Consider the following 26,196-nt stretch of genomic DNA (forward strand, 5'->3'; position numbering starts at 1 on the left):
CGCGCCATGGGGTCCCTATGGCGGCTGCGGACCGGGCCGCTGCGGCGGCCTGGGAGGATGGGTCGGTGAGCGAAGAGAACGAGGGCGCGGCGGCCGGGCATGTGCGGGTGCGGCTGGATCTGTCGTACGACGGCAAGGATTTCTCCGGCTGGGCGAAACAGACCACCCGGCGCACGGTGCAGGGCGAGATCGAGGACGCGCTGCGCACGGTGACACGGTCGGCGCGTACGTACGAGCTGACCGTGGCCGGGCGTACGGACGCAGGCGTGCACGCGCGCGGGCAGGTGGCGCATGTGGACCTGCCGGACGAGGTGTGGGCCGAGCACGGCGACAAACTCGTCAGACGCCTCGCCGGGCGCCTGCCGCACGACGTACGGGTGTGGAGTGTCGCCGAGGCCCCGGCGGGCTTCAACGCGCGCTTCGCGGCCGTCTGGAGGCGGTACGCGTACCGCGTCACGGACAACCCCGGCGGAGTCGACCCACTGCTGCGCGGCCATGTCCTCTGGCACGACTGGGCACTTGACGTCGACGCGATGAACGCCGCGTCGGCGGGCCTGGTCGGCGAGCACGACTTCGCCGCGTACTGCAAGCGCCGCGAGGGCGCGACGACGATCCGTACGCTCCAGCGGCTGGAGTGGGTGCGCGGCGACGACGGCATCATCACCGCGACCGTGCGGGCCGACGCCTTCTGCCACAACATGGTGCGCTCCCTGGTCGGCGCGCTGCTGTTCGTCGGCGACGGCCATCGCGGCGTCGACTGGCCCGCGAAGGTGCTCGCAGCGGGTGTCCGCGACTCGGCGGTCCACGTCGTACGCCCGCACGGCCTCACGCTGGAGGAAGTCGGCTACCCGGCCGACGAGTTGCTGCTGTCCCGCAGCCGCGAGGCCCGCAACAAGCGCACGCTGCCGGGGGTTTCGGGCGGCGGCGACGGGTGCTGCGGCTAGGGCGCGGGTCCGCTGCCGCCGGGTCGCCGGTTACGGCTTGAAGTACTCCGACATCATCCGGGTCACCCATTCCGGCTGCTCGGTGTGGACCGCGCGGAACTCCGCCATCGTCGGCTTCAGATCGATGACCGGCGTACCCGACACCGCGTCGAGGCCCACCACCGTCAACTCGCGCCCGCGTACTGACTCGATGCCGCAGCAGGTGACCCCGATGCGGTTCGGTCTGCGGGGGCCGCGGCCGGCGAAGATCCCGACGGGCGGCAGGTCGGCGCGGCCGCGGTAGGGACGGGGTTCGCGGTAGTCGTCGGCCTCGGCGAACTGGTCGAAGAAGAACAGCACTTCGACGTGGGAGAAGCCCGCAAGCCCCTGGAGGCACGCCTCCCCGAACCGCTCGTCGACGGTGATCGTGCTCCGGACGGCACCCCAGTTGTCGGTGTGCTGGACGTCCGTCCGGTCGTTGCGGACCGTACCGATCGATGTGATCTCGAAGCGTGGCATAGCAACGTTCTACCTCTGCGCTTGGCTGCCGTCGAGCGCGCCGTTGACCGTAAACCCTGTTCAGATCGCGACATTGATCCACAAGAATGCATCGGACGAGCACCGGACCTTGGACGTCTGAACCACGGGGGATCAGCACCATGCAGGACGACGACCGGATAACCGTCAGCTTCGCCACCCTGCAGCGGCTTTCGGCGGATCTGGAGGACATCCTCCGCGCCCTCAACGAGAAGTTGGACGCGCTGTACGAACGGGCCACCAAGGTCGTACTGAGCTGGGACGGCGAAGCCCGCGAGGCATTCATCGACGAGCTGGACAAGTGGAGCCGCTCCGCCGACGACCTCAAGGCCACCCAGGCATGGCTCCACGACGTCGTGGTCAACGGGCACCTCAACTACGCGGCTGCCCACAGATCCGTGCTCCAGGGCTGGGGAGGTGGTGGCTGATGGCGGGCCCCGCCACCCCTGCCCAGGGTCCGGGCGGCAGCGGCACCATCGACGTCAAGCCGAGCGACCTGTGGACGGTCTCCGGACGGGTCGCGATGCAGCAGGACTTCCTGATGCGAGGCGTCAACCAGCTCTTGGACGAACTGGGCCAGTACCCCGACGCCGGAGGCGCGGGCACCGAGGCGCAGACGTTCGCCCAGGCGTACAGGACGATCGGCGACCGCTGGCTCGACGTCTGGGGCCGGTCGGTGGTGAGCGTCGGCGGCGTCGCCGTCGGCTTCACCGAGACCGCCAACACCTACAGCAAGGCGGACGCGGCGGCCCACCCCAAGCCCGGGGTGGCGGCCGAGCAGCGTCCCCGGCCGGCGGTCATCGACCAGGCCCCGAAGCTGGGCCCGATACCCGACATCAAGTGGGGCGACGACGACGGCGGCGACGACTTTCTGCGCGGTCTGCTGGAGGGCATCCCGGAGATCGTCCGGGACGTCCTCCAGCCCCTGTGCAAGCACGTGTTCCGGGTCGGCAGGGTCGCGGACGTCTATCCCTTCCCGCAGCAGCACTATCTCAACTCCCTGTGCCACAGCTGGATGAACGTCTCCATCGTCGGAATGACGGGAGCGGACCAGCTCACCCAGGCGATCGGGATGATCACCAACCACCAGCAGGCCGAGTGGGAGGCGGCCATGCGGACGTTCTGCAGCGCGCTGTGGGGCGGGACGTCGTGGGGACAGTCGCTCGACGGCTACCAGTGGGCGCACACGGCGAACTCCGGCCACGGCACGCCGCGCGTCCCCACGGGCAGTGAGCCCGTCATCACCGTACTCAAGGACACGGCCGACGACATCGCCACCATCCTGCGCGAGTACGCGGAGGCCGCCGTCGACCTGAACCACGACGTGTGGGAGGAGCTCCGGCGCGCCCTGTTGTCGGCCGCCAAGGAGGTCATCGACGACCTCGCCAAGCCCAAGGACCCCAAGAGCCTCCTCGGCACGGTCACGTCCGCGATCGGCAAGGGCGCGGGCCTGATCCTGTCGTTCGACGTCAAGACCGTCCTGAACATCAACACGGCCAAGCTCAACGGGATCGTCGACAGGTACACCGGCACCCTGGGGGGTCTGACCACGCGCATGAACGCGCTGAAGGGCCCCTTGGACGAGGCGTACCGCAGCGCCCCGAAGTTCGAGGCGGGCGTCGCACGCGCGCATGGCTTCGGTGCTCGTGCTCTGGATGAGTTCAAGCACGAGCAACGGTGGACCGAAGCGGGTTCCAACGGCAACCACACCTTCGACTTGGCCAGCAACGAGTACCTGGGCGGTGGCCACACCCTGGACAAGCACGTCGGCAAGACCGACGAGCAGCTCGCCCAACGCCTACGCGACCAGGCTGATTCCAACGACAACTGGCCGGAGCGGCGCAAGCCGTCGATCGGCGGCTCGTCGTCCTTCAAGGACATGGCCGGCGCGCAACGGTTGACGGAACACAACCTGCGGGCGAAGCAGTCAGAGATCGATGCGTGGCTGGCCACCAATCCTCCGGAAGGGAAGACGCAGGGGTTCACGAGCCCTGCCCCCAACGGCGAGGTCAGCGGCCGATACGTTTCCAAGCAGCCCATTCCCGATCCGGACGGGTCGGGCAACACCATCCCGGGGACCGGATACAAGGACCACGGGCTCAACGCGAAGGCGATCGACGTCAAGAACGTGAAGACGATCCTGAAGTACGATTCCAGGCTCGATCCGCCCTACATCATCTACACATCCATGCCCGCCCCGTGACCGACCGACCGGAAGCCTTATGAACCCCGTCGACAACACTGCCTGGGACGCCGCGCTGGAGCGGCTTCTCGACGATGTGTACACCTTTGCGATGACCGGCCCGCGACGGCATGAGGACTGGGGACGGGACGTTCTGGCCGTCATGGACCGGTCGGTCACCGACCCGCGGGGTTGGCGGACGCTGGAATGGCAGGTCGACAAGGAGGGGCGCGGCAACGTCCGTCCTTCCTATCCGTTCCTGCCCCTCACGGCCGAGCAGGTGCACGCGTGGACGTATCCCGTCACACTTCCTGCCGGCACCGAGCTGCTCGCCTCTCTGACCCAGGAATGGTTCTTCGAGGGCCGCCCCGTCCGGACGCGCCCCGACCGGGACGATGTGCTGGCCGACGCCCGGACGGTGCTCGGCCGGTTCGGTGCCGACGCAGTCCTCCGTACCTCCTCCGACCTGGCCCGGACCTCCACATCGCCGGACTTCCTCGCGGGCGAACTCGCCGGCGGTCGGCCCTTCACCGACCACATGATGGATCTCGGACTGATCGCCGTAAGTGCGGACGAGGTCGGGGTCTTCTGGTCGTTCAACGCGAACTGAGTACACGTGCACGGACCTGGAGCCACACCATGCTGACGCGAGCCGCGACCTACCCCGATCGGGAGACCGCCCAATGGGCCACCCAGCAGGTGGTGACCGCCAACGAGCAGGCCGTTCATCGCTGGCTCGCCCAGAACACCCGGGCCCGGCTCACCATCGAGGCCGCCTGGCCCTCCCGTGAGGACGCCGTGGGCCGGGTCCAGTTGGAGGGGGACCTGCTCGCGGGCCATGGGCCCGTCGATGTCCGTGCGGCACGAGTGGTGCTGCGGCGCGAGCCGTCGAGCCCGCACGGCTTCGTCGTCCACACGACCGTCCCGTTCTACCTGTAGGGGCCGCAACCCATGTCCATGAAGCCCCTCGAACACGACCGCCGGTACGGCGAGTTGGACCAAGTGATGCGCGCCTACCTGGGGCAGCCTGCCGACGACACCCCGGAGCGGCGCAGCCGCGCCCTGGACGCGTACCTCCGTCACACCTGGCACACCCGCCCGCAGGCCCTCGCCGAGGCGGAGCGTCAGCTTCGCGAGTACAGCCGGAATCCGCCGGGCCGTATCCGGCGCGACCTGGGTGAGTTCTACGCGATCCCCGACACCGGGCTGCCACAGGCGGACATCGGCGACTGGCTGATGGTGCTGGCCGACCACCTGAAGAAGAGCATCGAGGAGGGCGAGGTCCCGGAGCCGTCCACACCGCAGACCCACTGGGAGTGGCACGCCCGTTTCCCCGAGACCGCGCAACTCCTCGGCGGCTGGTTCTCGCAGGACATCGTCGACGAGTTCCCCGACCACGCCGCCGCCGTCACCGACTACGCCGCCACGACCCATCCGCAGTTGGCCGCGCGCCTCGTGGGCGAACTCCACGAGCTGCTCGCCCTCCCCCTGGACGACAGCGACTACGCCCTGGCAGCAGCCGAGTTCGGCATGGAGATCGCGCCGCCCGAGCCGTTCTCGCACGGCGCGTGGTTCCAGTCGCTGGGGACGACGCTGTCCAGCACCTGAAGCGTTACGCGTGCCTGGTGAAGGCGGCCCAGGTGGTGGGGGAGAGGGTGAGCGTGGGGCCGTCCGGGTTCTTGGAGTCACGGACGTGGATGGTGGTGGGGTGGGCGGCAATTTCGACGCAAGCGCCGCCTTCGCTGCCGCTGTAGCTGGACTTGCGCCAGTCGTAGGCGACTTCGAGGCACTGACCGCCTTCGCTGCCGCTGTAGCTGGACTTGAACCACTTCAGTGCGGCGCTCATTACTCTCCCAGCCGGTCCAGCAGGCTCTTGGTGTCTTCGGCGTTGAGAGCCTGCGTTCGCAGCATTGCATATTTCTGGGCCAGGATGCTGATCTCATCGGCGTCCGAAATGAGTTGACTTCCCCGCTGGGATTCGGTGTAGCCCAGGTGCTGATGATCAGGGGTCTCCACGAGGGTAAATGGGCCGTCCAGGCCCGCATGACTGCGGACATCCAGTGGCAGAACCTGGAGTGTGACGCAAGGCAGGTCCGCACACTGACGCAAATGGCGGAGCTGCTCCTTGTAGTCAGCCTCCGTACCAAGGCTCAGCTTTACCGCGGGCTCCCAGACGACGAAGCTGACCGTCGGCGGCACCTTGCGTTGCAGCACCGCTTGGCGGTCGAGACGTGCCGCGGTCTGTCCCGCGACCTGATCCCCGTCGAATGCCGGGACCTTGTTGCCGAGCACCGCCCGTGCATAGCTCTCTGTCTGCAACAGGCCAGGCAGCACCTGGTTCTCGAACCAGGAGAGCGCGATGGCTTCGCCCTCCAGATCCACGTAGTCCTCCGCCCACGCCGGAATCCGGTCCACGTCCGGCATGAACTCCAGCGCCGTCTGTAAGGCCCCCTTCGTCCCCAGCAGCTCGTCCAGCACGATCGCCTGATCCAGCTTCAACGGCCTTCGGCCCTGCTCGATCGACGCGATCAGGTCCACGCCCATCAGCGCCGCCTCCGCCAGCGACTCCTGTGTATAGCCCGCAAGCTTGCGGAAGTGGGCGAGCTGCGCGCCGAGCATCTTCATCGCCGAGCCGTTCTTGCGGCGGCGGTTCTTTGGGTGCATACCGGCCAACTCCCCCGTCGTACGCGTGCTTCTAACACCGGGAACCCGTACAAAAAATCTGTACGACCTCGCTCACTGCCAGAGACTAGTCACTCTCCGCGACCCTCGTACCGTGAACACACATACCGAATTCGCGTCCGTCAGAGAACGCTTCTACCGGCGGGAACGCCGATCCGTGCCCGCCGCGCGGCGGTTCGCCGCCGCTGCTCTTGAGGTGTGGGAGCTGACGTCGTACGCCGATCAAGTGTTGCTCTGTGTGAGCGAGTTGTGCACCAACGCGCTGGTGCACGGCGTACCGCCGGGGCGCGGTTTTCGGCTGTTTCTGCGGTGGGACGGGGACGTGCTCACCGTCGAGGTGCATGACAGCGGGGACGGTGCGCCGAAGGAGGGGCATCCCGACGGCGGCGACGAGACGGGGCGCGGGCTGATGCTTGTCTCCGCGCTCGCCGACGAGTGGGGGGTGGGGGAGCGGAACCCCGGCAAGATCGTGTGGTGTTCGTGGGGCCGGCCGCGGCTATGAGATGGGGGCCGTCGCCGCCGCTGATGCCTGCATCTCGCCGCGCTGGACGATCTGCTGGAACGTGAACTGGGCGAGGTCGTCACTGATGGCGAAGACGTCTTTGTCGGCCTTCGTCACGTTCTTGCGGTTGGTGAAGCCGCTGACGGTGAAGTAGACGTACCGGCCGTAGGAGTTGGTCGTCTTCCTGCATACGGCGCCGGCCCGGCAGTAGGTGGGGACGCCCGCGCCGGAGAGGGAGGCGATGCCGTCCCTGGCCTCGGACTTCGCCTTGAGGGCCTGCGCTTCCTTGTTGAAGACCGCGACGCCGACCGTCACTGCCACGCCGCCCTTGTGGTACGTGGCGCGGATGACCTGGTCGCAGCTGTTGGAGGCGAGGATCGAGCCGAGGGCGCCCTGGGCCGCTGCCGCGCAGTTGGTGGTGCGGGCGGTGGCGGCCTTCAGGTAGACGTGGTTGCCGGGCATCGTCAACTTGGCGCCGGGGAAGAGGGTTTCGGCGCTGAGCGGGGCCTTGTCCTTGTCCGCGCTGTCGATGAAGTCCTTCGGGGTCGGCGGTGCCTGCGGGGCGACCGAGGAGAAGGACGGCTCGGGCTCGTCGCCGCCGCCCGGCAGGGCGGAGTCCGGGGGGAGGGTGGTGGCGGCCGTCTCCGAGGCGTTGGACGCGTGCGCGTCGCTGCCGTTGCTCGTGGACACAACGGCGGTCGCCACGATGGCGGCTATCGCGGCGGTCGCGAGCACACCGCCGCCTGCGAGCAGCCACCGCTTACGGCGGGCACGCGCGGCGGAGGCGTCAGCCAGCGCTGCCCAGTCCGGTGTGTTGCGGTCCTGCGACCCGTACGGTCTCTGTCCTGGTGCCCCAGGACCGCCCCACTGGGGTCCCCCTTGCCCAAAGCTCATAGCGCGCAGTTTAGACCCCAGAGGTGACGGCCCAAGTCGCTGCTGTGGCCAACGAAATGGGGGTGCCAGAGAGCTGGGTCCGGGGTCTGCACGCCGAGTCGGGGGCCCGGTCGCCCGCGGCCGACTCGCCGGTCCGGCGGCTGTGTCGGCTGGTGGCGGGCGATTAGCGTGAAGATCTGATCTTTTAGCTCGATCGGGTCTGATAGGTCCCATTTAGTGGAGCGGTAGAACGGCAGTGTGGACGCTCTTGGGTGAGGCGCCTTCCTTGTGTGGGGCATATCAAGGCTCCGGGGCGTCCTACCTCGGTTCTGGAGGATCGATGCGACACCCTGTCTCTCGTCTGCGCGTGCGAGCGTTGGCGGTCGGGCTTGTCCTGGCTGCCGGCGCGCTCGTGCCCGCGGGCTCCGCCGGTGCGGCGGATCAGTATCAGTGGGCCGCCCTGGGCGACTCCTACACGGCCGGCGGCTTCGTCGGGGACCCGCAGCCCGCTCTCGGTGATGCGTCGCGGGACGGCTGCGACCGCACCAGCGGCGCCTACCCCGGTCTTGTCGAGCGGGAGCTCGACGAGTTCCCGCCCGGCAAGTACGTGCACCTGACCAACGTGAGCTGCGGCAACGCCACCATCGACAACATCGCCGACACCCGGCAGACGCCGATCAGCCCGGTCCAGCCACCCGCCGACGGGTGGCCCGCGGTCGACCCGCAGATCCAGCGGGCGAACCTGAACGACCAGACCGATGTCGTCACCATCGGCGTCGGCGGCAACAGCCTGCCCTTCGGCGGCATGCTCCTCAAGTGCCTCGAACTGGGCGCGACGCTCGGCGGGTCCTGCCGTGAGTACTACACCGACCCGCCCGCCGGCGAGGAAAGCATCCAGGCCAAGCTGGGCAGGGTTCAGGACGAGTACGTCAACATGCTGTCCAAGGTGCATGAGGCCGCACCCAACGCCAAGGTGATCACCGTCGGCTACCCGGCCGTGCTGCCGCAGGAGGCCAGTGCCTGCAACCGCCTGTCCCTCACCGAGCTGGGCTCGATCAAGCACGCCGACATCGACTGGCTACGTGACGACGTCCTCAAGCGGCTGAACAGCACGATCCAGCAGGTCTCTTCGTTCTTCGGCGACCGCTACGTCGACATCTACTCCTCCAGCGTGGGCCACGACGCCTGCCAGCCCGCGGCCACGAAGTGGGTCGAGGGGATCTGCGGCGACGCCGAGGACTACTGGCCCACAAAGCTCACCGGCACCCCGCTGAACTGTGGCCTCATTCAGAAGCGCGTCACCCTGGTTCACCCCAACGGTGCGGGATATGCCAACACCGCCGCACACGTCGAACGAGCCATCCGCATCGCTCTCCTGGAGCGCTGACCGGCCGCCCGCCGACCGCCCACCGGCCCGCGCGAGACAGCGGGCCGGAGGGCGAGTCCCGCCCGGTCACCCCGCGGCCAGCCCCGCCCGCTCCGGCAGATCCTCGGGCATCAGCAGCCGTAGATCGTCCATGCTCGGTGCCGCGATCGTGCCGATGCGCCGGGCCTGCCTGGTCATCATCGACTCCAGGGTCTGCCGGGCCGTGCGGGCGTTGCCGAAGGAGCGGTCCCGGGGGAGGTCGGACACGTAGGCGCGCAGTGCCTCCAGGGTTTCCGGGGCGCAGTCGTAGCCGGAGGCGGTCGCGTACCCGTTCATGATGTCCACCAGTTCGTCGGTGGAGTAGTTCTCGAACTTCACCGAACGGGCGAAGCGGGAGGCCAGGCCGGGGTTGGAGGAGAGGAAGCGGTGCATCTCCTCGGTGTAGCCGGCGGCGATGACGACGATCTCGTCGCGGTGGTCCTCCATCAGCTTCAGCAGGGTGTCCACCGCCTCCCTGCCGAAGTCCGAGCCGGCGTTCTCGGGAGTGAGGGCGTAGGCCTCGTCGATGAACAGCACGCCGCCCAGGGCGCTTTCGAACGCGTCCTTGGTGAGCTGCGCGGTGTGCCCCACGTAGCGGCCCACCAGGTCCGCTCTCGCCACCTCCACGAGCCGGCCCGTGCGCAGGACGCCGAGGGAGTGCAGCAGGTCCGCGTAGAGCCTGGCGATCGTCGTCTTTCCGGTGCCGGGCGGGCCTTCGAAGACCAGATGGTGGCTGATCTTCGGTGTGGGAAGGCCCACCGCCTGCCGCTGCCTGGCGGTGGAGAGGAGGTTGACCAGGTCGGTGACCTCCCGCTTCACCGCGTGCAGCCCCACCATCGCGTCGAGTTCTGCCAGCAGTTCGTCGGCCCCGCGGCCGTCCGCCGTCTGCCCGTCCGCCGACTCGTCGGCGACATCCTCGGGCAGCAGCAGCGACAGGTCGTTCCATGCGGCGTCGGGCTGCGAACCGAGCCGGTAGGCCTGCCGGTCCACCATCTCCTCGAACACCTGGCGGGCGGCGCGGCCGTTGCCGAACCCGGCGTCGCGCGGCATCCGTTCGTAGTGCCGGGCGAGGGCGTCCAGGGTGCTCGGGGCCAGCTCGTAGCGGTGGGCCTGGCACATGTTCTCGGTGATGGTGACGAGTTCGGCCACGGAGTAGTTGGCGAACTCGACGGTGCGGGTGAAGCGGGAGGACAGCCCCGGGTTGGAGGACAGGAACGAAGCGATCTCGGCGGTGTAGCCGGCGACGATGACCACCACGTCGTCCCGGTGGTCCTCCATCAGTTTGAGCAGTGTGTCGACGGCTTCCTTGCCGAAGTCGGCACCGGAGCCCTTGCCGTCGGACAGCAGGGTGTACGCCTCGTCGACGAACAGCACGCCGCCGAGCGCCTCGTTGAACGCCTCGGTGGTCTTGATGGCCGTCCCGCCGATGACCTGGGCGACCAGGTCCGCGCGTGACACCTCGACCAGGTGGCCGGAGGGCAGGACGCCCAGCTCGGCCAGGATGCCGCCGTACAGCCGGGCCACCGTGGTCTTTCCGGTGCCGGGTGGACCCGAGAACGCGAGGTGGCGGCTCATCGGCGGGACGGGCATGCCGAGGCTGGCACGGCGCTGCGCGAGCTGGTTGAGGTTGATCAGGGTGCGTACCTGATGCTTGACGTCGCCGAGCCCGACCAGCGACTCCAGCTCCCCCAGTGGGCTCTGCGGACCCTGCTTGGCCGAGTCGGTGGCCGCCCCCTCCGCAGCGAGGTCGCCGGCCGTATCGCCCCAGGCGTCCTCGGACGTGTTGCCACTGCTGACGAGTCCTTCGACGGTGAGCCGTCCGCTGGCACGGGACTGCTTGAGGCCGGCCCCGCCGTTGTCCCGTACGACGCAGTCGGTGAGCGTGACCTGTTCCGAGCTGTCGACCCGGACACCGTCGCCGCCGGCGCCGCTCACCTGGCAGCCCTCAAGCGTGGCCCGGCCGCCGTTGGCGACCAGCACACCGTGCGCCGCCGAGCCCGTCACATGGGTTCTGTTGGCCGTCAACTCGCCCCCGGTCTCGACGTGCAGGCCGGTGGTGGCGCACGCGTCGATGTGACAGTCGCCGGCCGTGGCCCGCCCGTCGGTGCCGATCCGGACGCCCGCCTGGGCGGTGGAGCGCAGTACCGAGTCGAGCAGTTCGGGCGCGCCGCCGTTCGCGACGAACACCCCGGCGCCGGCGGAGCCTTCGACGGTGCAGCCGTGCAGCCTGCCGCGGCCGTCCTCCAGGACCTCGACGCCGTGGCCGCCCGCGCCGGTGATCCGGGCCTTGCGCAGCAGCGGGTCGGCGCCGGTGCGGACGCAGACGCCGACGCCTGCCGCGTCCAGCACCTCCAGGCGGTCGAATTCGGCGGAGGAGTCCTCCGTCAGGAGGAGCGCGCCCGCCTTGTCGGCGCAGTCGCGCACCACGGTGCCGGTGAGCAGCGGCGCACTGGAGCCGTTCACCCGGATCGCCGAGGCGGTGGCGGCGGTGAACTCGCAGCCGTCGAAGGTGCCGCGGGAGCGTTCCGTCACCGCGAGACCGTTGCCCTTGGTCCGTGTGGTGACGCAGCGCAGCAGCTCGGGGTCGGCGCCCGCGGACAGTACGATGCCGGGCCCCGTGGTGTCGGTGACCGTGACGTCTTCCAGGGTGGGCCGGGACCCACTGGTCACGTAGACGCCGACCGAGGTGTCGTGCACGGTCACACGTGACACGCGGGTGGCACACCGGCCCTCCAGTGCGATGGCCGGCTTCTCGGTACCGGAGATGTCGCACTCCTCCACCCGGCCCTGGGCCTCGCCGTTGGCCAGCAGGCCATTGCCCTTGGCGTCCCGTATACGGCAGCCGCGCACCGTGGTGCGGGCCTGCTCGCCGATGACGACGGCGGAGGTGCCGAGGTGCTCGATCAGGCAGTCGGCGACGACGCTCTCGGCGCTCGCGGTGTCCACCACACCGGCGCCCTGCGGGTTGGAGACCCGGCAGTCGCGCATGGCAAGCGAGCCGCTCTCCCTGGCCAGGACCGCCGTCCAGCCCGAACCCACCACCGTGCAGCCGTCCATGACGATCTGGCCGCGCGGCGCGTCCACCACCGGCAGGTCCTCGCTGCCGCCGCGCAGTGTGAGGTCGGTGAGCATCACGGCGTCCGCGACCAGGACGACGGCGGTGCCGCGGGGCGGGCAGATCTCGACGCTGCCGCGCTCCCCGTCGGCGGCGATGGTCAGCCGGGTGTTGATGGTGAGGTTCTCCCGGTAACGACCGGGCCTGACACGGATGACGGCTCCGGTGCGCGCCTGCGCCAGGGCCTCGCCGATCGTGGGGAAGCTGTCCCTCCCGTCCGGATCGACCCTGAGCAACTGCCGTGACACGCTGGGACCTCCTCGTTGTGGTGCGCGCCGCCCCGGGCGACCTGGGTGGACGCGGTCGTGGCGGGCGTGATCAGCGGGACGCGCACTCGTTGCAGGCTACGGGAACCCACGGCCCCTCAGCCAGGCATGTCAGGGTGCTCGTGGGGGGTGTGACACGTGGCAGGCCGCCGGTGTGGGCCGATGCCGTCACGCTGTCCACCCGTGGGTTTTTCTGCCCACGCCGACGACACAACACTGAGCATGTATTGGACAGTTCGCGCCGACCGGCTGGACAACGAGCCACGTATTCTGCGCACATGCGACGAGCAGCTCCCTCCCACCGTCGTCCGGTGCAGCGGGCGGCGGCCGCCGTGGTGCTGGCCGCGCTCTCCTCGGCCGCAGGAGCCGTTCCGGCGGCGGCGGACGACATCCAGCTCCCCGTCGTCTCGTCGGTACTGGCCGCCGGTGAACCGTGCGCGAAGGCCTCCACCGACAAGGCCGGCCAACAGCCCTGGACCTGGCAGACGTTGGGCATGACCAAGGCCTGGCAGTTCAGCCAGGGCGACGGGGTGACCGTCGCCGTCGTGGACACCGGAGTCGGGACCGGCATCCCCGCCCTCGCGGGCCGGGTCGAGGCGGTCGGGGACGCGGACGAGGACTGCGTGGGTCACGGCAGCTTCGCGGCGGGGCTGATCGCCGCCGCGCCGGGTGAGGGCGTCGGGGTGGCCGGACTCGCTCCGCGAGCCCGCATCCTGGCGGTGCGCGGCACGGACACCCGGGGTGAGACGACCGCGTCGCGACTCGCGGCCGGTATCCGTACGGCGGCCGACCGGGGCGCCGAGGTCATCTACGTCGGGCGGGCGATAGCCACCGGCAAGAAGGAGCTGACCGAGGCCGTCGCGTACGCGGCGAAGCACGACTCCCTCGTCGTCGCGCCGAACGTCCCGGACTACCTCCCGAAGGACAGCGCAGGCAAGACCGCGCAGCCCGCCCCCTGGTACTGGCCCGGGGCCGCGCCCGGGGTCCTCTCCGTCGTGGACTACGGCCCCGGCGGCCTGCGCCCCGACGCCGCCCCGCCCGCGCACAACGCGGATCTGTCGGCCCCGGGCGACGCGGTGGTCAGCGTCGGGCCCACCGGATCGGGGCACTACTTCGGCTCGGGCTCCTCGCTGGCCGCCGCCCATGTGGCGGGCGCCGCGGCTCTCGTCCGGGCACGGCAGCCGAAGATGACGGCCGCGCAGGTAGCCGACCAGCTCACGGTGGCCGGCTACCCGGACGACCCGCCGCGGCTCGACCCGTACGGGGCGCTGACGACACTCCTCACCGACAAGCAGGGCGCCCCGCCCCGGGAGGCCGCGGCCCACGTTCCCGCGGCGGCCGCCACGGAACCGCGGAACCGGGCGCTGATGATCGCGGGTGCGGGCGGTGCGCTGGTGCTGCTGGTGGCAGGCGGCGCCGTGGTCATTCCCCGCGGCCGGGCCAGGGGCTGGCAGCCGGCCGGGGCGGCTGAGGGTGACGTGGACTCCGGCGACCGGCCCTAGGCCGGGTCCGGACAGGCCCACCGGGTCCGTCCGGTGGGCCGGTTCGTCCTCAATCGCCGGACGGGCTTCAAGCCTCCACCAGCGCCGTCTGGACCTGGGTCGCCTTCCGGCGTACGACGTGGGTGGCTCGTCCCGGTGCCATCGTGCGGCCCTTGATGTTGCCGATGAGATAGCCCTCGGTCGGCGGGCAGGACAGCAACAGGGCCGGGGTGTTGACCTCTTGGAAGCGCCGCAGCAAGTGCTCGCTCAGACCCCGGCTGGCGCCGGACGCCGAGCGCGTGACCACCATGTGCAGTCCGACCTCGTAGCCGAGCGCGAGGTGCGGGAGCAGCGGGTCGAACGGTGCGTTGCCGATGCCGGTGCCCAACATGTCGTAGTCGTCCACGAGGATGAACAGCCGCGGCCCCGTCCACCAGTCGCACAGCCGCATCCGGGCCGGGGAGATCTCTTCCCCCGGCAGCCGGGTGCGGACCGCGCGGGCCGCGCCGTCGACCAGGTCCTTCAGCGCGTCGATGGAGACGGCGTGCCCCAGACGGTATTCGTCCGGGATCGCCTCGACCAGGTCGCGGCGGTAGTCGACCACCATGATCCGGGCCTCGGCCGGGGTGAAGCGGTCCATGATCGCCTTGGCGGTCAGCCGCAGCAGGTTCGTCTTGCCGCTCTCCGCGTCGCCCACCGCGAACAGGTGCGGATTCTCCGCGAAGTCGTGCCAGACGACGGAGAGTTGCTCCTCCTCCAGGCCGATCGGCATCCGCAGGTTGCCCTCAGGTGACGGCAGTTGCCCGACCGACAGCCTGGTGGGCAGCATCCGCACCTGCGGGGTCTGCTGTCCCGGCCAGCTCTCCTTGAGGGCGGACACCAGACCTGACACACCGTCGGCGAGGTCGTCGGCGCTCTCCATGCCGTCGATACGGGGCAGTGCGCCGAGGTAGTGCAGCTTGCCCTCGCGGGTCAGACCGCGGCCGGCCAGCCGCGGCACGGTGGAGGCGCGCCGGGTGTCGATCTCGGAGTCCATCGCGTCACCCATCCGCAGCTCCAGATGGGTGGCGGCCTGGTCGCGTACGCCGGCGGACAGTTCGACCCAGCGGGACGTGGTGACGATGATGTGCACGCCGTAGTTCAGGCCGCGGGCCGCGATCCCGTTGAACGTCTGGATGTAACGGTCGTAGTCGGCCCGCACCGTGGACCAGCCGTCGATGACGAGAAACACGTCGCCGTAGTGCTGCTCCGGGAACTCGCCCGCGGCCCTGCGGCGCCGGAAGGTCGGCATCGAGTCGATGCCGTGCTCCAGGAAGAACCGCTCCCGCGACGCGAGCAGGGAGGTGATCTCGGCGACCGTCCGGCTCACCCGCTCGCTCTCCAGCCGCGCCGCCACACCGGCGGTGTGCGGCAGTTCGGCCAGTGCGGCCAGCGTGCCACCGCCGAAGTCGAGGCAGAAGAACGACACTTCGCGCGGGGTGTGGGTGACGGCGAGAGCGGTGAGCAAGGTGCGCACCAGGGTGCTCTTGCCGCTCTGCGGGCCGCCCGCGATGGCCACATGGCCGCCCGAACCGGACAGGTCGATGGTCAGCAGGTCGCGCATCTGCTCGAACGGCTTGTCGACGATGCCGATGGGCACGGCCAGCTTGCCGCGGCCCGGCCAGCCGACAGTGGTCAGCCCCAGCTCCGGGTCGGGGACCAGGGGCGGCAGGATCTGGTCGAGGGTGGCGGGCTGGTCGAGCGGCGGCAGCCACACCTGGTGGGCCGGAGGGCCCGCGCCGCGCAGCCGGTCGACAGCCACCGACAGCAGGGTGTCGGTGGTCTCTTCCTCCTCCTCCGGCTCAGGGCCTGGCAGGTCGGGCACCTGGCGCGGCACCACATAACCGGCGGTCCACGGCACGGTCTGACTGGCCACCCTGGCCTTGTTGGCGCCGGATCGGCGCTCCTGGTAGGAGCCGGACACGTAGGCGGCGCGGAAGCGGGTCAGCGCCTCCACCCCGGACTTGAGGTAGCCGCTGCCCGGCTGCGGGGGCAGTTGATAGGCGTCCGGCACGCCGAGCACACCGCGGCTCTCCATCGCGGAGAACGTACGCAACCCGATCCGGTAGGAGAGGTGGCTCTCCAACTGGTGCATCCGGCCCTCGTCCAGCCGCTGGGAGGCGAGCAGCAGATGGACGCCCAGGCTGCGCCCGAGCCGTCCGATCATCACGAACAGCTCCATGAACTCCCGGTGCACGGCGAGCAGTTCGCTGAACTCGTCGACAACGACGAACAGGCTCGGCAACGGCGCGAGCGCAGTGCCGGACGCGCGCGCCTTCTCGTAGTCCAGCGCGGACGTGTAGTTGCCGGCCGAGCGCAGCAGCTCCTGGCGGCGCATGAGTTCGCCGTGCAGCGCGTCCTGCATCCGGCCGACCAGCGTGGCCTCGCCGGCCAGGTTGGTGATGACGGCCGAGGTGTGCGGCAGTTCGTCCAGGCCGAGGAAGGTGGCGCCGCCCTTGAAGTCGACGAGGACGAAGTTGAGGGTCTCGGACGAGTTGTTCAGCGCCAGCGCCAGCACCAGGGTGCGCAGCAGCTCGCTCTTGCCGGAGCCGGTGGCGCCGATGAGCATGCCGTGGGGTCCTGTGCCGCCCTGCGCCGATTCCTTGATGTCCAGCTCCACCGGTGCGCCGTCGGCGCTCACCGCGATCGGTACCCGCAGCCGGGCGGGTCCGGTGCTGCGCTCCCAATGGGCGTGCGGCTCATGGCGGTAGAGGTCGGATATGCCCAGGAGTGTGGTCAGCTCCAGATCGGACGAGAGGGGCGCCGAGGCGTCGGACCCCACGCCCATCCGGTACGGGGCGATCCCCTTGGCCAGCGCGGTGGAGCCGGTCGGCCCGAACCGGTCGGGCCGGCCGAGCCGGGTGGTCTGCTCCTTGCGGTCGCGGTCGGTGCGTACCAGTGCGAAGTCGTTCTCCGACACCTCGAAGCGCAGGGTGACCCGGCCGGGCCGCCAGGTCAGCGCCCCTTCCAGGTCGATGACCACGGCGTTGCGGAAGCCGGCGCCGTCCAGCCGGTGTCCGGCCGGTACACCGCCGCCGTCCAGCACGATCACCGTGAACGGCTCCTCGCGCCCGGCAGCGGCTTCCGGGTCGAACGGAGGACGCTCCAGGAACTCGGCGCCGAGCAGATCCTCCAGTTCGTTGAAGGCGGAGACGAACATCCGGGCCTGGCCCGCGCCGTCGGTCTCCTGCGGATGCAAGTTGTGCGGGAGCCACTTGACCCACTCCCAGTCCGCGCGCCGCTCGTCCGAGACGCACAGGGCCACCCACACGTCGTCCGGCGCGTGGAAGGTCGCCAACTGGGCGACCATGGCGCGGGCGAGGGAGCGCATGCTCTGTTCGTCGCCGCGCAGCAGCACCCGGGCCCAGGCCCGCAGATAGATGGCGATGGGCTGTTCGGGCACGGTGGCGTAGGTCCGGATGAAGCTGCGCAGCGCGTGCGCGGACAGCGGTTCGAGGTCCTCCACCGGAGTGGTGGAGTTCGGCACCAGCCGCAGACCTAGCTGCTGGTCGCCGACGGCCACCCGTACCTCGCCGAAGTCCTCGTCCTGCGGGCGGCGTTCCCACAGCCGGGTGGTGCCCACCATCGACCACAGCGCGGCCGGCTCCGGGTGCCGCCAGGCCAGCGCCTTCTGCTGGTCGGCCACGGCGGTGCGCACCTTGCGCCGGGTCTGGGTGAGGTAGCGCAGATAGTCCCGGCGCTCGCCCTTGAGCCGCTGCTTGCGCTCACTGGCCTTGCGCATCATCTGGCCGACCATCATCGCGCCGGACGCCAGCACCATCATGCCGATGGCCAGGTACATGAAGTGGCCGCCCGATGCGCCGCTCATGCCCGGCCGCATGAACATCAGCATCATGGAGACCGACATCATCGCCATGGGCAGATACGTCCACACGGCTGAGCTGTCCGGCACCACTTCGGGCAGCGTCGGCGGCTCCTGCAGGGACAACTCCCCTTCGGGCATGTCCGGGCCACGGCGACGGGCCGGCCTGCGGAACAGGACCACACTCAACGGACGGTCTCCTAACGGGGCGGCATTACGTGACTCAAGGTGAATCCTCAAGGACTCGCGAGGCCGTTGACCTGATCGGCATGTTCATTCCATTGCCAACTTCGGCTCAACGTGCTCATTAGCCGAGCCAGTTGGCTTTTCTGCTGCTTACTGTGGCTGCACCGGCATGTGTACCCCCCAACCAGACACGTCCGGAGAGCTGTGAACCAGTACCAGAAGCGGGAGTACCTGCGATGAGTGGCACCCAGACGGCCGGTCTGTGCCGTCTGACCGTCCGCGCGCCCAGCAGGAACATCGACCTCGGCGTCCCCTCCGACGTTCCCGTCGCCGACCTGCTGCCCGCCGTCGTGGGCTACGCCGGTGACGACCTCAAAGAGACCGGGATCGACCACGGCGGGTGGGTCCTGCAACGCCTCGGCGGCGAACCCCTCGACGAGGAGCGCACCCTCGACTCGTACGACCTGCGCGACGGCGAAGACCTCTACCTCAGGCCGCGCATCGAAGCCCTGCCCGAGGTCCAGCTCGACGACCTGGTCGACGGCATCTCCACCACCATGGCGGGCAGCCCCTACGGCTGGAGCCCGAAGGCCAGCCGCAGACTGCTCCTGGGCCTCGCGGTGCTCGCCCTCACCGGCGGGCTGGTTCTCCTGGCGCTGCCCGGCGGCTCGACGGAGTTGCGCGCGGTGTGCGCGGCGGTCGTCGCGCTGCTGCTGATAGCCGGCGCGGGGTCGGCCAGCCGCGCCGTCGGTGACGCGGGGGCCGGTGCGGCACTGGGCGTCATGGCCGCGCCTTATCTCGCGTTCGCCGGGTGGGTGCTGCCCGGCGGTGAGCTGACCGGGCCGCACGTGCACGAGGTGGTCGGCTCCCGGCTGCTGGCCGCCAGCGCGGCGGGCGCCGGCGGCGCCATCGTCGTGCTCGCCGCGGTCGCGGCCTTCGCCGCGCTCTTCCTCGGTGTCGCGGTCTTCGCAGTGTTCGGCGCGCTCGCCGGCACCCTGATGCTCGCCGCCGACCTGGCGCCCCATCAGGTCGCCGGCGTCGTCGCCCTGGTGGCGGTGATCCTCGGCGCTTTCGTCCCCTCGTTGTCCTTCCGGATGGCCGGGCTGCGGATGCCACCCCTGCCCACCAACGCCCAGCAGTTGCAGGAGGGCATCGAGCCGCACTCGCCGAGCGGTGTCGCCGCCCGCGCGATCCTCGGCGACGGCTGGATGAGTTCGCTGTACGGGGCCGTGGGCGCGGTCTGCGCCGGCTGTCTCGGCGTGCTCGCGTGGTACGCGGACCTGGCCGCCACGTTCCTGGTCTGCGCGCTGTCCCTGCTCCTGCTGCTGCACAGCCGCGGCCTCGGCAACGCCTGGCAGCGGCTCTCGCTGACCGTCCCCGGCGCGCTGGGCCCGCTGCTGCTGATCGTCATCGGCGCCGTCTCCTACGCCCCCGACCGACGGCCCCTGCTGGTGGCCGCGCTGCTGGCGCTCACCGCCGCCATGGCCATCGCCTCCTGGACGGTGCCCGGTGCCCGGCTCGTGCCGTACTGGGGCCGGCTCGCGGAGATCCTGCACACCCTGGCGGCGGTCAGCCTGCTGCCGCTGGCCCTGTGGGTGCTCGGCGTGTACGGCGCGCTGCGCGGACTGATGGCCTGAGCGGGGGTGTGAACGATGCAGGACCGACGCGACCAGGTACAGGCGCACATGTTCATGATGGGGCGGCTGACCTCCGGCATGCTGCGCGCCGATCCCGACGCCCCGGAGAGCCCGCAGGGCCGTACCAACCGCGGCATCGCGATCAGTGTGCTGGTCGCGATCCTGATCTGCGCGGGCGCCTTCGTCTTCGGACTTCTGAAGCCCGGCACCAAGACCTCCTGGCGGGACCCCGGCACGCTGGTCGTCAACAAGGACACCGGCGCCCGCTACTTCTACCTCGACGGCCGGCTGCGACCGGTCCGCAACTTCACCTCGGCCGAGCTGCTGGCGGGCGACCGGATGAAGGTGATGTCGATCGGCGCCACGTCGCTGGAGGGCACCCCGCACGGGGCGCCCGTCGGTATCGTCGGCGCCCCGGACGAGACCCCGTCGGTCGGCCGGCTCGACGACGGGCCCTGGCAGGTGTGTTCAGGGACCACCACCGGCTCGACGGGCACCACGGTCGCCGTGGGCGCCGAACTCGCCGGAGCGGGGCTCGACGAGAAACAGGGGCTGCTGGTCACCGGGCCCGACAAGGCCGACTACCTGGTGTGGCAGGGCCGCAAGCTGCGGCTCGACGACCAGGCGAACGCCACCGAGGCGCTCGGCTACGCGCAGGAGAGGCCCGTACAGGTCTCGGCCGCACTCCTCAACTCGCTGCCGTCAGGGCCCGACCTGACCCCGCCCGACGTGCCGGGACTCGGCGAGCCGGGCCGAGAGCTGGGGGACCGGCAGACAAAGGTCGGCGAGATCTACCGGGTCACCGCGTCCGGCGCACGGCCCCACTACTACCAGTTGCAGCGCGGTGGCCTGGCCCCGCTCTCCGCGACCGGCGCGGCCCTCGCGCTCGGCGACCCCGAGACCAAGCAGAAGGCGTACGGCGGGCACGCGACCGCCGCGCGCAGCCTCGGCACCGACGCGCTGAACGGGAACCTGGCCAAGGACACGGACCCGGTCAACCGGGCGGAGGGCATGCCGGAGGCGCCGCCGGAGCCGGTGGCCCTCGGTGTGGGGCAGACTCCGTGCGTCGCGGTGCGGGCGGCCGGCGACGGCACCCGGGTGAGCGTGTCCCTGGCGGACCCCGGCGATCTAGGGCCCACCGCGCAGGCACCGGCCGAGGGCCTGACCCCGGCGTGTGTGACGGTCAACCGGATCGCCGTACGGCCGGGCCGCGGCGCCCTCGTGCACGCGCTCGGCGCCGCCGGCGGTGATGTCGGCAGCACGCTGTACCTGGTGACCGACACCGGAATGAAGTACCGGCTTCCCACGCAGGAGACATTGAAGGCGCTCGGTTATACGGAGGCCCGTGCACAGGGCCTGCCTTCCGCACTGCTTTCCATGATCCCGACCGGCCCTGATCTCACGCCTGAGGCGGCCGTTTCAGGGCGGGCGAAAACAACGGCGCCGAGCTGCGGAAACGTATCCGAAAAAATACCGGCGCAGTATCTTGCGTATCACTCCGATTCGCAACATGCGCTATTGCGAAGGGGGTTGACGAGCTTTTAGTATCGCGTTGCACGGGGCAGATTCCAGTCTGAAGGGGAGACCATGCAAGGTATTTCACAGCAGGAAGAGAATGCCACTCGGAACGGCATCAACGCCTTGGAGCAGGCGTTCTCGGGTGTGCAACGGAGCCGGCAGGAACTCGAAAACACCAAGAACAACGTGGGTGTGGGCGGTGATGTGGGCGGTAACTTCCGCGCGCTGCTCGACAAGTGGGACGACCAGGCCGAGATCATCTCGAAGAATCTCCGCGACATGGTCAACGAGCTGAACAACACATTGCAGCAGAGCGGTCAGACCCGGGGTTCGGCGAACGACGACGTGAATCAGGCGTACCAGCGGGCCGACTCGATTTTCAACGCTCTCGCAGGCTGAGCGCTTCCCCCTGAACGTACCCACCGATCGAAACGAGGTGTGCCATGCCCGGTGGTGCAAGTGACTTCACAGACGGCAATATCTTCGTCGACTTCAGCCGCTCCGGCAACGCGGTCGAAGACATGCGCATTCAGACCAATCAGATCCAGAACTGGCTCCAGCAGTTGAACCAGGAGCTGGGCGCGCTCAACGAGAGCTGGGTCGGTGACGACGCGGATGTCTACCGCAAGAAGCAGACGGCGTGGAACAACGCGGCCGATGCCATGAGCAAGCTGCTCACCAGTCACGCCCAGGTACTGGACGACGTGTCGAACGCCTTCGACCAGAACCAGAAGCGCTCAGCCCAGGGCTGGGAAGGCGTGCGGATCGGCGCCTGAACCGGCGAGGAATGCGCGGTGACGGGCGGCCGTCGGCGTCGATGGCGGACGTGGACGGCCGCCCGTATCCGCGGCAAAGGCGCGAGTGGGCGGCGCCGCGGCGGACCACTGGAGTGAAAGAGGAGCGGCACCATGGCAGACGGCGGCAAGGACGGACCGCTCGTCCTGAACAAAGAGTGGATCAAGGGCTTCATCAACGGCGATCTCCACGAGTTCCAGACGGCGATCGGGAAAATACTGTCCGACGCGCCCTCGGAGCGGTTCGCGAGCGACATGCACGGGGCCGATGTGCAGAGCATCGTCAATCTCGGACACATCCGCCCGAGCAATATCCACACCGGGAACTCGATCCCATTGGCGATCGGCGCCCTAGCCGGCGACGACGGTCTCGCCGGTGACCTGGTCAAGGCGGTCAAGGACACGGCCGACCAGCTCGCCGAGTTCGTCAAGGACCAGAAGACGCTCTTCGAGGACATCGAGAGCAATCTGCGGGACGCGATGGAGACGCTGCTCAAGACCGAGGGCGACAGCCTGAACAAGATCGACGGCGAGAAGTTCCTCGACGTCTTCGAGGACGTCAACGACGACATCACCGACTCCCTGGGCGGCAGCGGTGGTGGCGGTGGCGGTGGTGACGACGCGTGAACCGCTGAACCGTCGCCGGCTGACGGCTCTTCCCGCCGCCGTACGCCGCCGAGCCTGAGTCCCGCCCGTATTCCTGCCGTTGGAGTCCCGCCATGGATGACGTGCCGATCAGTCCCGACAACGATGACTGGCAGAAAGTCGTCAGCACCTTCACCGGATACGCGGCGCCGAAGGTCGACACCATCTTCAAGAGCCTGACCGGCAACGACGACATTCCGCTGATGCGGGTCACGATCGAGGAAGCGGACAACAACGACCTGCCCGAGCTTTCGGAGACCAGTTGGCAGGGGGTCAATGTCGTCGACGACATCAAGACGATGGATATCTCCATCCCGTTCTACACGGACAAAGACGGCATCCTGAAGCACTACGCCAAGATCACCCTCATCGGTATCCAGGACACGAAGGGGGCCATATCCGGCGGAGGTTCCAGCGGGTCGATCGAAGGCAAGGACGAGACGGACAAGACGGACTGGGACAGCAAGGACCTGGCCAGGTACGCCTTCGGTACGGGCCATGCGCTGGACTGGCTGCTCACCAAGGACAGGGGCACGAAGGACTTCGACTGGTCGCCTGCTGTCCCGGACTCCAGCTACGTCGATCTGTCCACCTTCGAGGCGACGGCCCAGGCTTTCGACCGCGTCGAGATGTTCGTCAACGACCGCAAGGCGGATCTCGACGGCTGGGAGAAGATATTCGGCGCGGTCGAGAACGAGAACTGGCAGGGGCAGGCGGCCGGTGTCTGGTGGAATCTGGTCCATCTGATCGTGCATCGGTACGACCGGCTGTCCGACGACCTGAAGAACACGTCAGGAAAGTCTCGCGGATCGAAGCAGGGGGCCGCGGTCCGCAATGCGAGCGAGGTGTTCCGCGACGAAGCCCAGAAACTCTACGACGCGTGGGACGACTGGTCGAGCTGGGACAAGGCCAACCCCCTTTTCTTCCTGAACCGCATCCTCTACGACGTCATGAACAACGTCTGGGACAACAACCTCTTCAAGGTCAGCACGGAATACACGTCGAACACCAGCGGAAGTGACAACGCCGCGCGCGGCTACATGCCCGAAACGGAAAGCCTCGAACCGCAACCGGGCTTCGAGAACATGGCCAGGGACGACGACAGAACGTACGGTCCGCTGGACAGCATGGGCACCTGGAAGGCCATCGGCGAAGAGGCGAAGAACCGTTGGTGGCGGGCTGTACGCGAGGAGTTGGGGAAACCCGCCGAGACCGCGCTGAGGAATGTCACCAACGCGTGGAACGGGACCAATCTCGATATCGGTGACATTCGCCCGCCGTCGGGTCAGGACCTCCAGACCAGCCTCCAGGACGATCAGGCCAAGAAGGACAAGAGAGACGCGGAGGCCGACAAGAAGGAGCAGGAAAAGAAGGACAAAGAAAACCAGGACAAGATGGACGCCTACCTGGACCAACTGGCGAAGGACAGGGCGAAGGACAAGGCCGAGCAGGACAGGATCCGGAAGGAGCAGGAGGAGAAGGCCGATCGGCAGCGCGCCGAGGATCTCGCGCGCCAGAAGGAGGAGCAGGAGCGGCAGGACAGGATCCGGAAGGAGCAGGAGGAGAAGGCCGACCGGCAGCGCGCCGAGGATCTCGCGCGCCAGAAGCAGCAGGAGGAGGAGCAGGAACGGAAGGAGAAGGAGCAGGAGGCCAAGCAGGAGCAGCAGGAGAAGGAACAGGAGGCCAAGCAGGAGCAGCAGGAGAAAGAGCAGGAACAGAAAGAGAAGGAGCAGGAAGCCAAGCAGGAGCAGAAGGAAAAGGAACAGGAGGCCAAGCAGGAGCAGCAGCAGAAAGAGCAGGAGCAGCGGCAGAGGGAGCAGGAGGCCAGGCAGGAGCAGCAGCAGAAGGAGCAGGAGGCCAAGCAGGAACAGCAGCAGAAGGAGCAGGAGCAGAAGCAGGAGGAACAGCAGCGCCGCCAGGAGCAGATGCAGATCCTGCAGATGAATCAGCAGAAGGCCCAGCAGGATCAGCAGCGGAAAGACCAGCAGAAGCAGCAGCAGGAGCAGCAGCAACAGCAGCGGGAGCAGGAGGAGAAGGCCGATCGCCAGCGCGCCGAGGATCTCGCGCGCCAGGAGCGGCAGGAGGCGGAGCAACAGCAGCAGCAGAAGGAGCAGGAGGCCAGGCAGGAACAGAAGGAGAAGGAGCAGGAGGCCAAGCAGGACCAGCAGCAGAAGGAACAGAAGCAGGAGCAGGACCAGCAGCAGAAGGAACAGAAGCAGGAGCAGGACCAGCAGCAGAAGGAACAGAAGCAGGAGCAGGAGGAGCAGAAGCGGGAGCAGCGGGAGCAGGAGGCCAAGCAGGAACAGCAGCAGAAGGAACAGGAGGCGAAGGCCGATCGTCAGCGCGCCGAGGATCTCGCGCGCCAGGACCGGCAGGAGGCGGAGCAGAAGCAGGAGCAGCGGGAGCAGGAGGCCAAACAGGAACAGCAGCAGAAGGAACAGCAGCAGCACCAGGACGAGCAGCAGCGGCACCAGGAGCAGCGCCAGGACGAACAGCAACGCCGGGAGGAGCAGCGCCAGGACGCGCAGCAGAAGCGTCAGGAGGAGCTGCAGGCCAAGCAGGAACAGCGGCAGCAGCAGTACCAGGACAGGGCGAGCGACATCCTGGACCGGCAGGGCGACTCCAACAGCGACTACCGGCAGAGCCTTTATCCGGACGACATCAGCGGGCCGGTGAACGGCGACGATTCGCTGACGAATCCCGGCGGCAGCCACTCGTACGTGGACTCGCACGGCCGCGTCGTCACCGAGTACCCGGACACCAGCTCGACCACGATCGACCCGCAGACACAGACGTCGACCGTCACGGACCCCAACGGCTCGACCCACTCAGGGCCGCTGAACGCGGGTGACCTGCTCACCAATCCGGACGGCAGCGTCTCGCACCTCGACTCGCAGGGCCAGGTCGTCACCGAATACCCGGACGGCAGCAGGACCACGGTGGACCCGCACAGCGGCGCCACCTCGATAGCCGGTCCCGACGGCAAGACGACCAGTGGCTACCTGAACGGCGGTTCGGGTGTCGGTGTTCCGCAAAGCGCCGGCGGCTTCAGCTCGTACGCCGGCGGTATGCCGGACTACGAACAGGAGCTGTACGACCCGCAGTCCGCCGGCACCGGGGAGCAGTTGGGCGCGGCGAATGCCGCCGCCGGCCTCGGCGCGGCCTCGTCGAGCGGGAGCGGCTCTTCCCCCGGCACCCCGATGAGCCCCGGAATGATGGGCGGCGGCATGGGCGGTATGGGGGGTATGGGCGGTGGCGGCCGGGGCGAGGGCGGCGCCGGCGAGCGCGCCCGGAACGTCTTCGACAGCGCCGCCGTGGTCAGCAGCCGCCGGCGGCCCGCGAACACCCTCCCGGGCAACGGGCGGTACGACGACCGCGAAGCCGTGATCAACACGAGCGGCGGCAACCCCTACCTGCCGGCGGCGGGCGGCGGTCAGGGCGGTGGGCCCGGCAGGCAGCAGACGCAGAGCGGTGACCGCGAGCGTGAGGCGTGGGTGGCGGAGGACGAGGACGTGTGGGGCTCCGACGAAGGCGGCGCGCCCGCGGTGATCGGACGATGAGCGACGAGTGGACGGCGGGGAGCACACG

General features: G+C 69.1%; 21 protein-coding genes. 15 read left to right on the forward strand and 6 right to left on the reverse strand.

All coding sequences use genetic code 11. From position 1 onward, the window contains the following. Window positions 1-17: 17 nt before the first annotated feature. Window positions 18-944, forward strand: a complete 927-nt coding sequence (gene truA / locus OHS57_RS23155) for a tRNA pseudouridine(38-40) synthase TruA (protein ID WP_443042943.1) — start codon at window positions 18-20, stop codon at window positions 942-944. A 30-nt stretch (window positions 945-974) separates the two neighbouring features. Here truA and OHS57_RS23160 read toward each other — a convergent pair whose 3' ends face one another. Then, a complete protein-coding gene (locus OHS57_RS23160; RefSeq protein WP_328583201.1) occupies window positions 975-1,442 on the reverse strand; it encodes an SAM-dependent methyltransferase in 468 nt (155 codons plus the stop codon). A gap of 140 nt (window positions 1,443-1,582) precedes the next feature. Between OHS57_RS23160 and OHS57_RS23165 the strand changes: the two genes are divergently transcribed. From OHS57_RS23165 to OHS57_RS23185, 5 genes are read left to right on the forward strand one after another with little or no spacing between them, the layout of a single operon-like run. Beyond that, a complete protein-coding gene (locus OHS57_RS23165) occupies window positions 1,583-1,888 on the forward strand; it encodes a WXG100 family type VII secretion target (RefSeq protein WP_328583202.1) in 306 nt (101 codons plus the stop codon). Further along, window positions 1,888-3,663, forward strand: a complete 1,776-nt coding sequence (locus OHS57_RS23170) for an RNase A-like domain-containing protein (RefSeq protein ID WP_328583203.1) — start codon at window positions 1,888-1,890, stop codon at window positions 3,661-3,663. The genes OHS57_RS23165 and OHS57_RS23170 overlap by 1 nt, the downstream gene beginning before the upstream one ends. Before the next feature lie 19 nt (window positions 3,664-3,682). Further along, window positions 3,683-4,252, forward strand: coding sequence for a hypothetical protein (locus OHS57_RS23175; RefSeq protein WP_328585263.1), 570 nt, complete (start codon window positions 3,683-3,685; stop codon window positions 4,250-4,252). Beyond that, complete coding sequence (locus OHS57_RS23180) at window positions 4,249-4,581, forward strand: RNase A-like domain-containing protein (protein WP_328585140.1); 333 nt, start codon at window positions 4,249-4,251, stop codon at window positions 4,579-4,581. Before OHS57_RS23175 ends, OHS57_RS23180 begins: the two co-directional genes overlap by 4 nt. 12 nt (window positions 4,582-4,593) lie before the next feature. Continuing rightward, window positions 4,594-5,250 (forward strand): contact-dependent growth inhibition system immunity protein, encoded by a 657-nt coding sequence (locus OHS57_RS23185; protein WP_328583204.1) that lies wholly within the window; start codon window positions 4,594-4,596, stop codon window positions 5,248-5,250. A gap of 4 nt (window positions 5,251-5,254) precedes the next feature. Here OHS57_RS23185 and OHS57_RS23190 read toward each other — a convergent pair whose 3' ends face one another. Together OHS57_RS23190 and OHS57_RS23195 are read right to left on the reverse strand one after the other, a co-directional pair. Next, on the reverse strand, window positions 5,255-5,488 hold the full coding sequence (locus OHS57_RS23190) for a DUF397 domain-containing protein (RefSeq protein WP_328583205.1): 234 nt from the start codon (window positions 5,486-5,488) through the stop codon (window positions 5,255-5,257). Then, complete coding sequence (locus OHS57_RS23195; RefSeq protein WP_328583206.1) at window positions 5,488-6,306, reverse strand: helix-turn-helix domain-containing protein; 819 nt, start codon at window positions 6,304-6,306, stop codon at window positions 5,488-5,490. The genes OHS57_RS23190 and OHS57_RS23195 overlap by 1 nt, the downstream gene beginning before the upstream one ends. Before the next feature lie 112 nt (window positions 6,307-6,418). On the opposite strand from OHS57_RS23195, the gene OHS57_RS23200 reads away from it, so the two are divergent. Continuing rightward, window positions 6,419-6,826: an ATP-binding protein gene (locus OHS57_RS23200; protein WP_041985656.1), complete on the forward strand. Its 408-nt coding sequence runs from the start codon at window positions 6,419-6,421 to the stop codon at window positions 6,824-6,826. On the opposite strand, the gene OHS57_RS23205 is transcribed toward OHS57_RS23200, so the two are convergent. After that, window positions 6,821-7,720, reverse strand: a complete 900-nt coding sequence (locus OHS57_RS23205) for a hypothetical protein (protein ID WP_041985654.1) — start codon at window positions 7,718-7,720, stop codon at window positions 6,821-6,823. The two genes, OHS57_RS23200 and OHS57_RS23205, sit on opposite strands and share 6 nt — an antisense overlap. A gap of 346 nt (window positions 7,721-8,066) precedes the next feature. Between OHS57_RS23205 and OHS57_RS23210 the strand changes: the two genes are divergently transcribed. After that, the gene (locus OHS57_RS23210; RefSeq protein WP_328583207.1) at window positions 8,067-9,086 is read left to right on the forward strand and encodes an SGNH/GDSL hydrolase family protein; all 1,020 of its coding nucleotides are present in this window, start codon (window positions 8,067-8,069) and stop codon (window positions 9,084-9,086) included. Window positions 9,087-9,152: 66 nt separating this feature from the next. Here the strand turns inward: OHS57_RS23210 and OHS57_RS23215 are convergent, their stop codons facing one another. Beyond that, window positions 9,153-12,467: a right-handed parallel beta-helix repeat-containing protein gene (locus OHS57_RS23215; protein WP_328583208.1), complete on the reverse strand. Its 3,315-nt coding sequence runs from the start codon at window positions 12,465-12,467 to the stop codon at window positions 9,153-9,155. 296 nt (window positions 12,468-12,763) lie between these two features. Here OHS57_RS23215 and OHS57_RS23220 point away from each other — a divergent pair, with 296 nt between their 5' ends. Then, window positions 12,764-13,987 (forward strand): S8 family serine peptidase, encoded by a 1,224-nt coding sequence (locus tag OHS57_RS23220; protein ID WP_328583209.1) that lies wholly within the window; start codon window positions 12,764-12,766, stop codon window positions 13,985-13,987. 67 nt (window positions 13,988-14,054) lie between these two features. Here OHS57_RS23220 and eccCa read toward each other — a convergent pair whose 3' ends face one another. After that, window positions 14,055-18,011, reverse strand: coding sequence for a type VII secretion protein EccCa (gene eccCa / locus OHS57_RS23225; RefSeq protein WP_328585141.1), 3,957 nt, complete (start codon window positions 18,009-18,011; stop codon window positions 14,055-14,057). Window positions 18,012-18,250: 239 nt separating this feature from the next. Here eccCa and eccD point away from each other — a divergent pair, with 239 nt between their 5' ends. The 6 genes from eccD to OHS57_RS23255 all read left to right on the forward strand — a co-directional run bounded on the left by eccD (window position 18,251) and on the right by OHS57_RS23255 (window position 26,168). Further along, window positions 18,251-19,651 (forward strand): type VII secretion integral membrane protein EccD, encoded by a 1,401-nt coding sequence (gene eccD, locus OHS57_RS23230; RefSeq protein ID WP_328583210.1) that lies wholly within the window; start codon window positions 18,251-18,253, stop codon window positions 19,649-19,651. Window positions 19,652-19,666: 15 nt separating this feature from the next. Then, window positions 19,667-21,196, forward strand: coding sequence for a type VII secretion protein EccB (gene eccB / locus OHS57_RS23235; protein ID WP_328583211.1), 1,530 nt, complete (start codon window positions 19,667-19,669; stop codon window positions 21,194-21,196). 42 nt (window positions 21,197-21,238) lie between these two features. Next, window positions 21,239-21,568, forward strand: coding sequence for a hypothetical protein (locus OHS57_RS23240; protein WP_328583212.1), 330 nt, complete (start codon window positions 21,239-21,241; stop codon window positions 21,566-21,568). A gap of 44 nt (window positions 21,569-21,612) precedes the next feature. Continuing rightward, on the forward strand, window positions 21,613-21,945 hold the full coding sequence (locus OHS57_RS23245; protein ID WP_328583213.1) for a WXG100 family type VII secretion target: 333 nt from the start codon (window positions 21,613-21,615) through the stop codon (window positions 21,943-21,945). 132 nt (window positions 21,946-22,077) lie between these two features. Beyond that, on the forward strand, window positions 22,078-22,590 hold the full coding sequence (locus OHS57_RS23250) for a type VII secretion system-associated protein (protein ID WP_328583214.1): 513 nt from the start codon (window positions 22,078-22,080) through the stop codon (window positions 22,588-22,590). Window positions 22,591-22,682: 92 nt separating this feature from the next. Beyond that, on the forward strand, window positions 22,683-26,168 hold the full coding sequence (locus tag OHS57_RS23255; RefSeq protein WP_328583215.1) for an AAWKG family protein: 3,486 nt from the start codon (window positions 22,683-22,685) through the stop codon (window positions 26,166-26,168). The last annotated feature ends 28 nt before the right edge of the window (window positions 26,169-26,196 follow it).

The sequence above is a fragment of the Streptomyces sp. NBC_00370 genome (assembly GCF_036084755.1).
In the GTDB taxonomy this organism is placed as follows: Bacteria; Actinomycetota; Actinomycetes; order Streptomycetales; family Streptomycetaceae; genus Streptomyces.